Origin of the sequence: Massilia rhizosphaerae (genome assembly GCF_016093545.1) — a bacterium.
Lineage (GTDB): Bacteria > Pseudomonadota > Gammaproteobacteria > Burkholderiales > Burkholderiaceae_D > Telluria > Telluria rhizosphaerae.
Window position 1 is genome coordinate 618,075 of the sequence record NZ_JADKYX010000001.1, and the last position, 14,201, is coordinate 632,275.

13 protein-coding genes and 1 pseudogene are annotated in these 14,201 nt (G+C 66.5%); 5 read left to right on the forward strand and 9 right to left on the reverse strand.

Annotated features, from left to right (window positions below; translation table 11 throughout):
- Positions 1-8 precede the first annotated feature (8 nt).
- Both ISF28_RS02580 and ISF28_RS02585 read right to left on the reverse strand, forming a co-directional pair.
- Positions 9-1,313 carry an MFS transporter gene (locus ISF28_RS02580; protein WP_198115553.1) on the reverse strand — a complete coding sequence of 435 codons (1,305 nt, stop codon included), beginning with the start codon at positions 1,311-1,313 and terminating at the stop codon, positions 9-11.
- Positions 1,310-1,633, reverse strand: coding sequence for a thioredoxin family protein (locus tag ISF28_RS02585; RefSeq protein ID WP_198115554.1), 324 nt, complete (start codon positions 1,631-1,633; stop codon positions 1,310-1,312). The genes ISF28_RS02580 and ISF28_RS02585 overlap by 4 nt, the downstream gene beginning before the upstream one ends.
- Before the next feature lie 155 nt (positions 1,634-1,788).
- On the opposite strand from ISF28_RS02585, the gene ISF28_RS02590 reads away from it, so the two are divergent.
- Entirely contained in the window at positions 1,789-1,974 is a 186-nt protein-coding gene (locus ISF28_RS02590) for a DUF3606 domain-containing protein (protein WP_198115555.1), read from the forward strand.
- Between the two features lie 111 nt (positions 1,975-2,085).
- On the opposite strand, the pseudogene ISF28_RS02595 reads toward ISF28_RS02590, so the two are convergent.
- Positions 2,086-2,715: pseudogene (locus ISF28_RS02595) on the reverse strand (Tn3 family transposase); the annotation flags it as partial.
- A gap of 126 nt (positions 2,716-2,841) precedes the next feature.
- Between ISF28_RS02595 and ISF28_RS02600 the strand changes: the two are divergent.
- The 3 genes from ISF28_RS02600 to ISF28_RS02610 are packed head-to-tail and all read left to right on the forward strand — an operon-like array spanning position 2,842 to position 4,372.
- Positions 2,842-3,333, forward strand: coding sequence for an Hcp family type VI secretion system effector (locus tag ISF28_RS02600; protein WP_198115556.1), 492 nt, complete (start codon positions 2,842-2,844; stop codon positions 3,331-3,333).
- A gap of 32 nt (positions 3,334-3,365) precedes the next feature.
- Positions 3,366-3,947 carry a peptidoglycan recognition protein family protein gene (locus ISF28_RS02605; RefSeq protein ID WP_198115557.1) on the forward strand — a complete coding sequence of 194 codons (582 nt, stop codon included), beginning with the start codon at positions 3,366-3,368 and terminating at the stop codon, positions 3,945-3,947.
- Positions 3,941-4,372, forward strand: coding sequence for a hypothetical protein (locus ISF28_RS02610; protein ID WP_198115558.1), 432 nt, complete (start codon positions 3,941-3,943; stop codon positions 4,370-4,372). The genes ISF28_RS02605 and ISF28_RS02610 overlap by 7 nt, the downstream gene beginning before the upstream one ends.
- Before the next feature lie 57 nt (positions 4,373-4,429).
- On the opposite strand, the gene ISF28_RS02615 is transcribed toward ISF28_RS02610, so the two are convergent.
- From ISF28_RS02615 to ISF28_RS02635, 5 genes are all read right to left on the reverse strand, one after another.
- On the reverse strand, positions 4,430-4,717 hold the full coding sequence (locus ISF28_RS02615; RefSeq protein ID WP_198115559.1) for a type II toxin-antitoxin system RelE/ParE family toxin: 288 nt from the start codon (positions 4,715-4,717) through the stop codon (positions 4,430-4,432).
- A 9-nt stretch (positions 4,718-4,726) separates the two neighbouring features.
- Complete coding sequence (locus ISF28_RS02620; RefSeq protein WP_198115560.1) at positions 4,727-5,155, reverse strand: antitoxin PaaA2 family protein; 429 nt, start codon at positions 5,153-5,155, stop codon at positions 4,727-4,729.
- 143 nt (positions 5,156-5,298) lie between these two features.
- Positions 5,299-7,704, reverse strand: a complete 2,406-nt coding sequence (locus ISF28_RS02625; RefSeq protein ID WP_370663378.1) for a penicillin-binding protein 1A — start codon at positions 7,702-7,704, stop codon at positions 5,299-5,301.
- Between the two features lie 75 nt (positions 7,705-7,779).
- A complete protein-coding gene (locus ISF28_RS02630) occupies positions 7,780-10,602 on the reverse strand; it encodes a bifunctional diguanylate cyclase/phosphodiesterase (protein WP_198115561.1) in 2,823 nt (940 codons plus the stop codon).
- A 52-nt stretch (positions 10,603-10,654) separates the two neighbouring features.
- Complete coding sequence (locus tag ISF28_RS02635) at positions 10,655-12,010, reverse strand: chloride channel protein (RefSeq protein ID WP_198115562.1); 1,356 nt, start codon at positions 12,008-12,010, stop codon at positions 10,655-10,657.
- Positions 12,011-12,066: 56 nt separating this feature from the next.
- Here ISF28_RS02635 and ISF28_RS02640 point away from each other — a divergent pair, with 56 nt between their 5' ends.
- On the forward strand, positions 12,067-12,591 hold the full coding sequence (locus ISF28_RS02640; protein WP_198115563.1) for a MarR family winged helix-turn-helix transcriptional regulator: 525 nt from the start codon (positions 12,067-12,069) through the stop codon (positions 12,589-12,591).
- Between the two features lie 174 nt (positions 12,592-12,765).
- On the opposite strand, the gene ISF28_RS02645 is transcribed toward ISF28_RS02640, so the two are convergent.
- Positions 12,766-14,169 (reverse strand): metallophosphoesterase family protein, encoded by a 1,404-nt coding sequence (locus ISF28_RS02645; protein WP_198115564.1) that lies wholly within the window; start codon positions 14,167-14,169, stop codon positions 12,766-12,768.
- Between the last annotated feature and the right edge of the window lie 32 nt (positions 14,170-14,201).

Below are 14,201 nucleotides of genomic sequence, written 5' to 3' on the forward strand. Positions count from 1 at the left end.
TCCCGTCCTTAACGCGCCGCCGCCGGTGTGCGGCGGGGTTCCGGCGCCGTCAGCAGCAGCGCCACGAGGCTGATGACGGCGGCCGCGCTCAGATACCAGCCGACCGTCTGCAAGCCGTAGTGCGTGGCCAGCCATGTTGCCACATACGGCGCCAGCGAGGCGCCCAGGATGCCGGACAGGTTGAACGTGAGCGACGCGCCCGTGTAGCGCACCTCGGCCGGGAACAGTTCCGACAGCAGCGTGCCCAGCGGTCCGTAGGTCAGGCCGATCAGGCACTGGCCCAGCGCGAGGAACAGCGCGACGAGCACCAGGCTGCCGGAACCGAACATCGGCCCGAACAGCAACCCGAACAGCGCCAGGCCGGCGGACACGAGGATCATCGCCGCGCGCCGCCCGTAGCGGTCGGCCAGCACGGCGGCGACAGGGATCGTCAGGCCGAAGAAGACGATGGCGCCCAGCTGCAGCAGCAGGAAGGTCTGGCGCGAATAGCCCAGCGCGGACGTGCCCCAGCTGAGGGCGAACACGGTCATCAGGTAGAACACGACGAACGTGGCGAGCGCGGCCAGCGTGCCCAGCACGAGCGCGCGCGTGTGGTTCGCGAACACGGCCGCGACGGGCAGCTTGACGCGCTCGTTGCGCTCGAGCACAGCCTGGAAATCGGGCGTTTCCGTGATCTTCAGGCGCACGTACAGGCCGACGAGCACGAGCAGGCTGCTGGCCAGGAAGGGAATGCGCCAGCCGTAGCGCAGGAATTCGGCGTCGGAGAGCGATCCGGACAGCAGCAGGAACACGCCGCTCGACAGGAAGAAGCCGAGCGGCGCGCCCAGCTGCGGGAACATGCCGTACCAGGCGCGCTTGCCCGGCGGCGCGTTTTCCGTCGCCAGCAGCACGGCGCCGCCCCACTCCCCGCCCAGGCCGAGGCCCTGGCCGAACCGGCACAGCGCCAGCAGCAGCGGCGCCAGCGTGCCGATGTTCGCATAGGTCGGCAGCAGGCCGATCACGACGGTGGACACGCCCATGGTCAGCAGCGCGGCGACGAGAGTGGCCTTGCGGCCGACGCGGTCGCCGAAGTGGCCGAACACGGCCGAGCCGACGGGACGGGCGAAAAACGCGATGGCGAACGTCGCCAGCGATTGCAGCGTGGCCGCCGCCGGGTCCCCGGCCGGAAAGAACAGCTTGGGGAACACGAGCACGGCGGCCGTGGCGTAGATATAGAAGTCGAAGAATTCGATGGTCGTGCCGATCAGGCTCGCGAACAGGACGGTCGCCGGCCGGTTCGGCGCGGGACGGGTGTGCGTGGCGGCGCCGGTCATGCGGCACCGGCCTTGGACAGGGCGTCGGCCAGTTCGCGGCTGTCGGCGGGCCGCACGACGCGTGCCACCTCCTGGCCATCCTTGAGCACGACGACGGTCGGCCACAGCTTGACCTTGAACGACCGCCCCAGCTTGCGCCCGGGCCCGTCCTCGACCTTGATGTGCTGGACGCCGGCGTACGGCGCCAGCGCGTCGTCGATGTGGCTGGCCGCGGCCTGGCAGTAGCCGCACCAGTTCGTGCCGAAATCGAGGGCGACCACGCCGGGCAGCGCGTCGATGGCGTCGCGTTCGGGCTGGGCAGTGTCGTAGGGCTTCGTCATGCAGGTTCTCCTTGTTGTCGATCACGCTAGCCTACAACAAAATACCTCTCCGCCGTTAGTCCACCCGCTTTTCAAGCGCTCACAACGTGAAACACCGAACGGAATACGGCCGCGGCCGGTGGCATGCTGCGGTTACACCGATCAAGGAGGCCATCATGTCCGACAATCTGCACAGCCGCGGCCCGCAGGACCGTTCGCGCATCAATCTGCACGAAAAATGGGAAGTCCAGTACTGGTCGAAGGAACTGGGCGTCAGCGAGGAAGAGCTGGAACAGGCCGTCAAGACGGCCGGCAACAGCGTCAACGCCGTGCGCGAGCACCTGAGCGGCACGCGCCACTGACCCCGTCGCGCCGCAAGCGGACGCCGCCCCCGGGCATCCGCGCCTGGAATCCGGGCCTCCACGTTCGCACAAGAGGCCGCGATGTCCGCCGAAAAACAGCAAGAGCTCGCCTCAGAACACGGAAAACAAAGCACGCCAAGCCGTTTGGCGGGGTCTCAGCGATCTGAACTTGCCGGCACCTACCTTCGCACCACTACGCCATACGTAATCGCCCGTCAGGTTAATGTGCTCCCAGCTCAGCGGCGATAGATACTGCAACAGATCGGTGTCGACATCCTGCCGTGGCCACGCAGTGCGTTCGTGGCTCGCTCCAGGTAGACGGTATTCCGGAGCACGACGGCGGCCGTCACCAGATTGACGCCGCTCGCACGGTAACGCTGCTGCTCGAAGCTCCGGTCGCGGATCCCGCCAAGGCGGTTTAAAAACACGGCACGTGCCAAGGCATTGCGCGCTTCACCCTTGTTGAGGCCAGCATGCACGCGGCGCCGAAGTTCCACGCTCTGGAGCCAGTTGAGGATAAACAGTGTGCGCTCGATCCTTCCCAGCTCGCCCAATGCGACGGCCAGGCCGTTCTGCCGCGGATAACTGCCAAGCTTCCTCAACATCAAAGATGCGTTGACCGTCCGAGGACGAGGTGGTGCCGTCGCCCCAGTGCTCTGCGAAGGGATGCCGCGACTGTGCGTTGACCAGTTCGGCCAGCGCTGCGGAATAGGTCTCGTCGCGGATGTGCCAAACCTGTAGCTTAACCGGACGCGACTTGACCATTCCCAATCTATAGACGCAATACTTGGGAGACAATCTTTTGATGTACAGCCCGGCGACCTCTGAGCGCTTTCGAAACCGCCGCATTCCTAATGGAGAACATTCATGGCCGCTGATGTTTATTTGCACATTGATGGTGTGAACGGCGAATCGAATGACGACAAGCACAAGGGCTGGATCGAGGTTGAGGCCATCGATTGGGGTGTCATCCAGCCGACCGCTGGCACTGTGTCGACCGCCGGCGGCCACACGGTCGGCCGCGCTGTCTTCGACGCGATCCGGATTACGAAGGTGGTCGATCTCGCCTCCCCGAAGCTGATGGAACTGGCCGCCCAGGGCAAGACGATCCCGAAGGCAAAGCTCGAATTCTTCCGCTCAGACGGCAATGGTCCGCTCAAGTATTACGAAATCTTGCTTGAAAACGTGCTGGTGGCCAGCAATAGAAAGTCCTTTGGCGGGGGTGGTCTGGTAGTCGACCAGTTGACGCTGCGCTACGCCAAGATCACGGAGAAGTACACTCAGCAGAAGATCGGCGGCGGTGCTGGTGGAAACACGTCCGGCGGATGGGATTTGGCAGCGAATAAGACCGTGGCCTGATTGGCGCAACCGTGACAGGAAGAGGCGACCTGATGCTCCATGTGGACAGTCAAGGCTACATTCTCGATGAGCGTATAAAGCGAACACCGCGTCCTCTAATCGAGCACGGAGTCATGCATCATATCAACGGTATTATCGTTCATCAGACGGGTGGCTCGACTGCCGCTTCAAGCTTGAGCAGTTATATGCTGCCTGGCGCGATGGGTGCCCATTTTTTGATCGACAAAGATGGAACAATTTATCAGGTCGCATCGGTGCATCGGCAGACCTGGCACGTGGGTAAACTTCGTTCGCGTTGCCTCGCAGAGCATCGTTGTAGTCCGGTCGAGATGAATGCCTTGAGTCACTTCAGCCCGACGAACGAACACCATAGGGAAATGCTAAAGCAAGTTCCTGATCGTTATCCCTCGAATGAAGACAGCGTTGGAATTGAAATTGTTGGTGCAACGAACGCGCGAAATATTTATGAACCCGTGACTGCTGAACAAAATGCTTCACTTCATTGGCTGGTTACTGAGCTTACTTCCACTTTCGGGGTACAGATGAGCGAGATATTCAGGCACCCAGTTGTAGCCCGCAAAACGGCGACTGAAGCCCAAACCGCATCATGGTAGTCACCTCACTCCTCATCGCGATAACGGCGAGCATGCCTGTAGCTATGGCTGATGACGAGGGTCTAGAGCCGCCGATGTACAAAACGCATCTGCCGCCGATTACGGAAGTTACTATTCTGGAAAGTGGCGTGACGTATCCTGCTTCACCGGAAGCGGCTAAAGAGTGCTCAAGTTTTAAACTCAGCCCCCAGGAAATTCGTGATTACATCGGCAAAGCTGCCGAAGTAGCGAAACACGATTATTTGCATGTACTGGACTGGTCGCCCTGCTCCACGAACGGGATAGTTACGTTTGAAAATGGCGTAACCGGTACTTGGGAGATTCAACAATATCGCGCCGGATCGCTGATCCTAAGCAATGGTCGGACCTTGTATCTGTATTGCCCGCAGTGCCAAGCCAAAAGCTTCCCTGCCGCGGACAAGTAGGCATGTCGCGTCCGACACAGGCGAACCGAGGTCGTGCGAAAAATCGGGCGATAAAGACTACGGCGCAGCTGACGGCCATTGTTGCGCCGTGTGTTTGACACGCAGGATTTCGACTTTTTCAGTTAGTACTCGATAGATCACGACATAGTTTTCGTGCGCCACCAGTTCGTGGGTGCCGCGTTTGCGACCGATGCGGCCGAGGTTCGGATGGGCAGCGAGCGGTGTCACCTTGTCCTCGATGAGATTGATCATTTTCTCCGCACTGGCAGGACTGTCCTTGGCGATATGCTGGCCGATCTTGATGAGATCGTTGATAGCTTGCTTTTTCCAGTGAACGACGTGCACGCGCTCCCCTTACGCGAGCTTGAGTGCGGCGCGTACCTGGCGCATCGCCTCCTCATGCGGGACGGTTGGGCTGGTGTCGTCGATGGCCTCCTGCACCTCGGCATTGAGCCATTTCGTATAGGCCGCCGCCGCGTGCGCGTCCTTCATCGCAGCGGCACGATCCGGGCGCCTGGCGGTCGTCGCGCTGTGCGGATTGTAGTTCGCGGCGTCCACATCGAAGCACGGTATGCCGATACCTTTCAGGTACTCGACCAGCGTTTCAAGCTTGCGGAAAATGCGCACCTGGTGGCTGCGCTGCGCCGCCAGGACACGCTCGGTCATGCCGTACTTGACCAGGACGCCCCAGCCACCGTCTTGTCCAACCACGTGCGCGCTGCGCACGGCACCTGCCTCGGCCAGCTTGGTCAAGGTAGTGTGATCGATTGTTTCGGTCGCCATGCTGTTCTCCTTGGTGTACGGAACGTCCAATAGTTGAATTATCCGCGAACTATAGAAGATTGCAAGTGCATACACGGCTGGCCGCACAGGGCATCCGGGTGAATTCCGTGGCGCCGGGGGCGATCTGGACGCCGATCCTGTGGTCAAGCGTCGTTCGGCTGGATCCCGCCGCCGTCCGCAGGCTGCTGGTCCGGCTGCGGCGGCGCGGGCGGTTCGTTGTCCGGCGGCTGCGGCAGGTCGGCCGGCGGACCGCCCTCCTGCTGCATGTCGCCGCCCTCCTGGATGTCTTCCTCGGGCGGCGGCGCCTCGTGGCGGATCACCGGTTCCGGTTTGTGCCCGCCCGGGAACAGCGTGTCGGCGCTGATCTTGCCGGAGGAGAGCGCGGACTTGAAGAAGTCGCCCACGAGCAGGATCGCGCTGTGGCCGCCCTGCCCCCAGTAATTCGACCGCATCGTCACGCGGTTGTCGTTGAAACCCACCCAGGCGCCCGCGACGAGATTCGGGTGCATCATGATGAACCACGCGTCCGCGTCGTTCTGCGTCGTGCCGGTCTTGCCCGCCACGTCGGCCGTGATGCCGAAGCGGTAGCGGATGCCCGTGCCGGTGCCGCGGTTGATCACGCCGCGCATCATGTCGATCAGGGTCACGGCGGACGCCTGCGACAGCACGCGTTGCGGCGTCTGCTGGCCGAAATCGGCGATCACCTGGCCGTTGCGGTCCGTGATGCGGCGCACGAACACGGGCTTGCGGTACTCGCCTTGCGCCGCGATCGTGGCATAGGCGTTGACCATCTCAAGCAGCGTGACGGGGCTCGTGCCCAGGGCGATGGAAGGCACCTGCGCCAGCTTGCTCGTGCGCACGCCCATGTCCTGCGCCAGCTTGACGACGGGCGCCACGCCGATGTCGCGCACGACCTGCGCCGTGATCGTGTTCTTCGAGTAGACCAGGCCGTCGCGCAGCGTGAGCTGGCGGCCCGTCGTACCGCTGTTGTCCGTCGGACGCCAGACGGTGCCGTCGTCGAAGCGGATCGTCGTCACGGCGTCCAGGTACGGATGGTCGGGCGTGATGCCTTTTTCCAGCGCGGCCGCGTACACGATGGGTTTGAACGTGGACCCGGGCTGGCGCGCGGCCTGCACCACGTGGTCGAATTGTTCGCGCTCGAAGTCGCGGCTGCCGACCCAGGCCTTGATCTCGCCCGTCTGCGGATCCATCGCGAGGAAGCCCGCTTCCAGGCGCGACTTCGCGCTCTTCAACTGGCGCATGAAATCGCGGTCGGCCTTGAGGCGCTTGAGGGCGGCGATGGGATTCTCGCCGCCGTCGACCGCCTTGCGGTAGTCGGACGATTCGCGGACGAAGGCGTCGAGCAGGTCCGCGTGCGATTGCCAGTAGTATTCGAACGGGTGCACGCCCCCGCGCATGTCGACATAGGTCTGCGTCGACGTCGAGTTGATCGGCCAGGAATGGGCCCAGTCGACGTCGGCGATGGCCTGCAGCGCGCCCGCCTGCTGCTTGACGGCCTTCAGCGCCTCTTGCTGCAGGTCGTAGTCGAGCGTCGTCTGCACGACGAGGCCGTCCTGCTGCAGGTCGGCGTCGTTCTTGTCGGCCCAGTCCATGAGCCAGCGCCGCACGTACGCCGTGAAATGGTCGTCCTTGCCGGTGTGTTCGGCCAGGCGCGCGAAATGCAGGCGCAGCGGGCGTTTCGCCAGTTGCTTGAACCTGGCTTCGTCGAACACGCCGGCCTTGAGCATCTGCCCCAGCACGACGTTGCGGCGCGCGAGCGAGCGCTCCGGGTTGGTGACGGGGTTGTAGTATGCGGTCCCCTTGAGCATGCCGACGAGCGTGGCGGCCTCGGTCTCGTTCAGCTGCGCGGCCGACTTGTCGAAGTAGGTGCGCGCCGCCGCCTCGATGCCGTAGGTGTTGTACAGGAACGGAACCGTGTTCAGATAGGCTTCGAGGATCTCCGGCTTGCTGTACGTGTTCTCGATCTTGACGGCGGTGATGAGTTCCTTCAGCTTGCGGTTGATGTTGCGCGCGCGGCCGATCTCGTCGCGGAACATGTTGCGCGCCAGCTGCTGGGTGATCGTCGAGCCGCCCTGCGGATCGCCCCTCAGGTTGGCGAGGAAGGCGCCGGCGATGCGCGTGAAATCGACGCCGTGGTGTTCGTAGAAGCGGCGGTCTTCCGTCGCGATGAGGGCGTTCACGACGTTCGGCGAGATCTTCGACAGCGGCACCTTCATCTGGATGCCCTGCTCGAAGCTGACCAGTTGCCGGCCGTCGGCCGAGACGACGACCGTGGGCCGCGCCACGCGCGCCTGCTTGACGTCCTCGATGCCGGGCGTGAGCGGAAACAGCAGCGCGATCCAGACCGCGAACAGCGCGGCGATCAGCAGCGCGACGCCGGCGGCGATGTACATCCAGCGCAGGTGCGGCGGTTGCGTCATCAGGTGGCCGTGCGCCCGCGCATAGGCGTCCCGGGCGCGGGCCCCGGCGCGGTCGATCATCCTGCGTTCGCGGCCGTCCCAGCGCTTGCCGTCGTTATGGTCATCCACTTCGTGTCCTGTCAGCTTCTTCGGTGATGGCCGCAAGTATAGCCGACGGCAGGGACTCCTTCGGTTAGGCCGCGCTCATACGGTGGCGTTGTGCGGCAGCATGTGCCCGCCGGTGCGCAGCAGCCGTTCGACGTCGGCGCCGGGCGCCGCCTGTGCATACACGTGGCCCTGCACCTCGTCGCAGCCGCGCCGGCGCAGGTAGTCGAGTTGCGCTTCCGTTTCGACGCCCTCGGCGATCACGCGCATGCGCAGGCCGCGCGCCAGCTCGATGATGGCGGCGACCAGCGCGGCGTCGTCCTTGTCGAACGGGATGTCGCGCACGAAGCTGCGGTCGATCTTGAGCACGTCGACGGGAAAGCGGCGCAGGTACGACAGGCTCGAATACCCCGTGCCGAAATCGTCGATCGACAGCTGCACGCCCATCTGCTTGAGTTCGCGCATCGTGCGGATCGCGCTCTCGACGTCGCCCATCACGAGGCTTTCCGTGATCTCCACCTCGAGGCAGGCCGCCGACAGGTCCGTTTCTTCCAGCACGCGGGCGATCTCGCGCACGAGGTTCGGCTCCGCGAACTGGCGCGCCGACAGGTTCACGGCGATGCGCACCGGGCCCAGGCCCGCGTGCTGCCACGCGCGGCTCTGGCGGCAGGCGGTGCGCAGCACCCACGCGCCGATCGGAACGATCAGCCCCGTCTCCTCGGCCAGGTTGATGAAACGGTCGGGCCGCACCATGCCCATGCTGGGATGGCGCCAGCGGATCAGCGCCTCCAGGCCGACGACGTGGCCGGAGCCCAGGTCGACCTGCGGCTGGTAGTACAGCTCGAACTCGTCGTGCGTCAGCGCGCTGCGCAGCGCGCCTTCCAGCGCCAGGCGCTCGCGGGCGCGGGCGTTCATCGTCGGCATGTAGAACTGCACCATGTTGCGGCCCAGTTCCTTGGAGCGGTACATCGCCACTTCCGCGTGCTGGATAAGCGTCGCCGCGTCGCTGCCGTCGACCGGATAGGCGGCCAGGCCCGCGCTGCCCGTCAGCACGATGTCCTGCCCGTTCAACGTCAGCGGATGGGCGAGCGCCTGCAGCACGGCACTCCCGGTGGCGGCCGCTTCCGACTCGTTTTCGCGGCCCGGCAGCACGAGCACGAACTCGTCGCCGCCCGTGCGGGCCACGGTGTCCGAGCGTTCCACGGCCGCGCTGATGCGCTGCGCGGCCGTCTTCAGCAGCTCGTCGCCGGCGTCATGCCCGAGCGTGTCGTTGACGAACTTGAAGTGGTCGAGGTCGAGCGCGACGACCCACACGGTGCCGCGCCCGGCCGCGAGGTTGATGGCGTTGTCGATCCGGTCGTGCAGCAGCGCGCGGTTGGCCAGGCCCGTGAGCGTGTCGAAGCGGGCGCGCGACTCCAGCTCGGCCTCGTAGCGCTTGGCCATCGTCACGTCGTACTGCGTCATCACGAAGTGGGTCGTGACGCCGTCCTCGTTGTTGACGGGCGCGATATAGACCTCGGCGTACATCTCGCGGCCGTCGCCGCACGTCAGGCGCGTCGACACGTGTCCCTCGCGCCGCTCGCGGACGGCGGCGCGCAGCTCGGCCACGGCGGCCTGGTCGGGTTCGCGCGCGCCCAGTTCCAGCAGGCCGCGCCCGACGGCTTGCGCCTGCGTGTAGCCGCGGATGCGCTCGAACGCGGGATTCACGTATTCGATGGGATAGCCGGGCCGCGTCGCGCTGACGAGGATGATGGCGTTCGCGCTGGCGTCGATGGCGCGCCGGTACAGCCGCAGCGCGTCGAGGGCCTCGTGCAGGTCGGCCGTGCGGCTTTCGACCAGCGCCTCGATGCGGCGCGTGCGTTTCACGCGGCTCTGCACGTAGGCGGACGTGGCGATGCTGACCAGGCACCCGAGGATCAGCGCGGTGATCGGACCGGTGCCGATGGCCATGGCGCTCGCGCGCCCGGCGATGCGCAGTTCCCACGGCATGCCGGCCACGTCGAACACGTGGCGGTTCGTGAACAGCGTGTCCCCGATCCAGGATTGCCAGAACGGGGTGGCCGTGCGGTCCAGCCCATCGTAGAAATAGGCGCGCTGCGGGCCATCCTGGCCCGGGCCGTACAACTCGATCCGGACGCCGCCCGGCGCGAGCAGATTCGATTTCGCGAGGTTCGAGCCGACGAGCTCGGCCACGTCGATGATGACGGCGGTGTCGCCGAGCGCGTTGGCGCTGCGCGCGGCGGCATTGACGAGCGGCGCGCCGCGGCGGTACACGGGCTGGATCAGCACGAAGCCCAGATGGTCGCCGTGCTGCAGCAGCGGCAGCATGCGGCTGGACGCGGCCTGGCCCGTGTCGATCGCGCGCATGAACGCCCTGCCGTGCGGCGCGAAGGAAAATGCGTCGTAGCCAAGCGTGACTTCGTTGCCGCCCAGCGGCTCCACGTAGTCCACCACGAGGTAGCGCGGGCGCGGACCGGCCCGCACGAGCTTGCTCGTATCGCCCGTCTCCGGCCGCTCGCGGATTGCGAAGCCGGGACGGTAGCGCTGGTTCTCCGCCTCGAACGCCGGCCGCTCCGCGCTGCTCACCATGCGGTGGAACACGACGGCCTGCAGATAAGGGTGGTTGGCCAGCAGCGGCCGGGCGAAGGCGCCGAACTCGGCGCGGGTCGCGACGCCGACGGCGGCAAACAGGGCGTTCGTGGCCTGCAGCACGTCGAGCGCGTCGCCGAAGCTGCGGGTCACGGTCGCGTTGCGGATTTCCGCGCGCTGCAGGAATTCGGAGCGGGCGCGCTCGCGTTCGCCGCCGACCATGCCGACGACCAGCGCGGCAGTAAATCCCAGCCCCGCCAGCAGTGTGAGCACTGCGGCAGGGGTCGGGGACCGCGCGCGCGCGCGGCCGAGGCGCACTTTCCGTGTCAGCATGCCCCATCCTAGCAAATTTGCATTCGCCGGGATGGGACGTTTCCGTGCCGCTTTACTCGACCGCGACCGTTTCCTCCTGCGCCTCCTCCCGCGCCACGGTCCTGGCGGGGATGCGCTCCAGTTGCAGCTTCGCGAGCGTCGGATACAGCGCGGGGCTGATGAGGCGGGCGACGGCGAACGCGATCAGCGCGCACATCATGAGGCTCAGTACCATCGCATGCCCGTCGACCATTTCCATCACGATGATGAAGGACGTCAGCGGCGCCTGCGTGGCGGCGGCGAGGAACCCCACCATGCCCAGCGCGATCAGGGCCGGCACCTGCGCGCCGTACAGCAGCAGCGCGACGTCGTTGCCGAATGCGGCGCCGACCGCGAGCGACGGCGCGAAGATGCCGGCCGGTACGCCGGACCACGTCGTCAGCCACGTTGCGAGGAATTTGAACGGGGCATACGCGAACGGCATCGCGGTGGAGCCTTCCACCATGTGACGCGTGCTGGCATAGCCGGACCCGAACGCGGCGCCCCCCGTCACGACGCCGATCAGTGCCACGCCGAGGCCGCACGCAGCGGCGAACAGCACGGGCCGGCGCGCGCGCAGGCGGCTGGCGCGGTCCGTGCCCTTGCCGGACAGCGACGCGATCAACAGACGCGAAAAGAGCCCGCCGGCCAGGCCGGACACGATGGCGACGAGCAGGCCCGGCAGCAGCAGGCCGAGGCCGATCACCGGGATGTGGATGACGCCGAAATAGGCGGTGTCGCCGTGCGCCGACACGCCGACGAGACCGGCCAGCACGATGCCGGCGATGAGCAGGCCGCTGGACCGCTGTTCCGGCGCCCGCGCCAGTTCTTCGATGGCGAACATGACGCCGCCCAGCGGCGTGTTGAACGCGGCCGCGATGCCGGCCGCGCCCCCGGCGACCAGGAGACCGTGCAGGCCGACGGCGCTGCCGGCGGGAATCAGCCGGCGCGCCTGCAGCATCACACCCGCCGCGATCTGCACGGACGGGCCTTCGCGCCCGAGCGACAGGCCGCCCAGGAGGCCGCCGACCGTCAACAGGATCTTGGCCACGGTCAGGCGCAACGACACGAACAGGCCGCGCTCGGCTTCGCCCACTGCCGTCTCGAGTGTCGCCATCACCTGTGGGATGCCGGACCCGGCCGCGCCCGGCGCGAAGCGGCGCGTGCACCAGACGACGAGTGCCGTGCAGGCCGGGGTCCAGATCAGCGGGCTCCACCAGGCCATGGCGCGGAGGGCGGTGAAGCGCTCGACCGCCACGTCCGACAACCACGAAAAGCCGACGACCGTGAGGCCGGCCAGGCCGGAAAGAAGGATGACGACGGCGCGCACGGTCCATACGCGCCAGTCGCCCAGTTCGCGACGGAGGTCCGGTTCCGGTGTTATATGCATGGTTTCCTGAATGTCATTTTTCGGCAGTACGCCGTATTTTCCGCTATCATTCTTGCATGTCCTCGACTTCCCGATCCAACGCGGCCGCCGAGCCGTCCACGCCGCAGCCGGCGTCGCCGGCCGGTGCGCCTTCGACCCGCGTCCTGCGCCAGTTCCGCGTTGTCTTCAATTCCGTCAAAAGCCATTTCCGCCAGGTCGAGCGCGAAGCCGGCGTCGGCGGCGCCCAGCTGTGGGCGTTGTCCGTCATCGACCGCCGGGCGGGCATCGGCGTGACCGAACTCGCGCGCGAACTGGATATTCACCAATCGACGGCCAGCAACCTGATCAAGACGCTCGTCGAACGCGGCCTCGTCGCGACCAGCCGCGAGGGCACGGACCGGCGCAGCGTGTCGCTGCGCATCCAGCAAGCCGGTGCCGACATCCTGCGCAGCGCACCCCTGCCCTTTGCCGGCGTGCTGCCCGATGCGCTGTCCGCGCTGGACGCCGCCACGCTGACCCGCCTGGAACAGGATCTCGGTAAATTGATCGCCCTGCTCGAGGCGGACGAAACCAGCGGCAACGTGATGCTGTCCCAGCTGTAATGATGGCACGGCCGTAAAAAAAAGCTCCCGGCGAACCGGGAGCACAAGATACAAGGTATCCTCATCGCTGATCGCGAAGGCGGCAATACCGCTGCCCCGCTCACAATCATATTGTTGCATGAAAATGTATTCGAGGCAATCTCATTTGTGCCAATACATTTTACCGGATTTCGCCTACACCTGCGGCACGGCACACGTCGAATGACGGCCCTGGACGGCGCACGTGTTGCGCGGACGCCCGTCGCGGTCGTGGACGACGATCCTCCACGCGTCCGGCCCCGTACGCTCCATCGTCATGAAGCCGAAGCCGTCGATCCACGAACTCATCGCCTCGACGGCCGCGCCCGGCGCAGGCGACTGGCCCGGCGGGGGCGTCCTGGGCAGCGGCACGATGTCTTCCGCCGTGCCCGCGAATCCTGCCACGAACTGGGTCGGATGATCCGTCGCGAAGCTCGTCTGTTCCCACAGGTGGACGTGGCCGGATAGCAACATGGCGACCGATGACGGCAGCAGGCGCGGATCGAGCGCGCCGAACGCCTGCGTCAGGCCGGCGTCGCCGCCGTACAGCGTGACGGCGCCCGTAGCGGCGTCGCGGTTGGCGCCGAACGCGTACAGCGGATGGTGGTCGACGGCGATGTTGTAGCGCTGCCGGCGTGCGAGCGCGTCGATCTTGCGCCACGTGTCGGCGTAGCGGGCGATGCGCACGTCGCCCGGCTTGAAGCCGTGCCAGTCCGTGCGCGCGCTGTCGAACACGATCAGTTGCGCCCCGCCGCCCAGGGGCACCCCGTACGGATCGGTGTAGTCCGCGCGCGCGTCCCCCGCCGGGTCGTCGCAGTGCGCGGCCGGCTCGTAGCGGAGCGGGTCGAGGAAGCGCCACCACCCCTGGCCGGCGCGCGCGCAGGTTTCGTGGTTGCCCCGCGCGACGACCCACGGCGCGGCCGCCAGCAGCGCGCGGCCGGGCGTGAAGAAGTCAGCGTTCCAGGCGTCCCAGCCATAGCCGTAGGGACTGCCGGCGCAGCCGGGGCGGCCGGCCGGGCACGGGTCTTCGCGGTAGTGGTAGTCGCCCACGTGCACGACGAGATCCGGCTTCCACGCGGCCGCGCTGGCCGCCACGCGCGCGAACGGGTAGGCCTCGGGATCGTTGCAGTCCTGGAAGTCCTTGCCCTTGAGACGGCAGCCCGTGTCGCCGATCACGACGATGCGCCGTATGTCCCCCTTGGGCAGCGGCAGCGCCCGGCCCGCGACGGAGGCACGCGTGCTGCCCGCCGGGATCGCCGTCTCGCACGACAGCACGGGGTTCGACACGGCTTCCGCATGGAAGATCGCACTGTGGTCCTTGCCGCGCAAGGGGATCGGGCCGAACGGTGCCCGCACGGCCATGGCCGTCGTGCGCCCGTCGATCGTGATCGATGGGCAGGTGCGCGCCGTCGTGAGCGCGCGGGCCGTCGGCGCGCCGTCCGCGCCCAGCACGACGAAGGCGGCGGCGGGCGGGCGCTGGGGATGCAGGGCCGCGCAGCCGGCCAGCAGCAGCGTTGCCGCGAGCGCGCCGGCGCGGGACCGCAGTTGCGGATGGATCATGAATGTTCCGGGTAAAACCGGCAATCTACCAC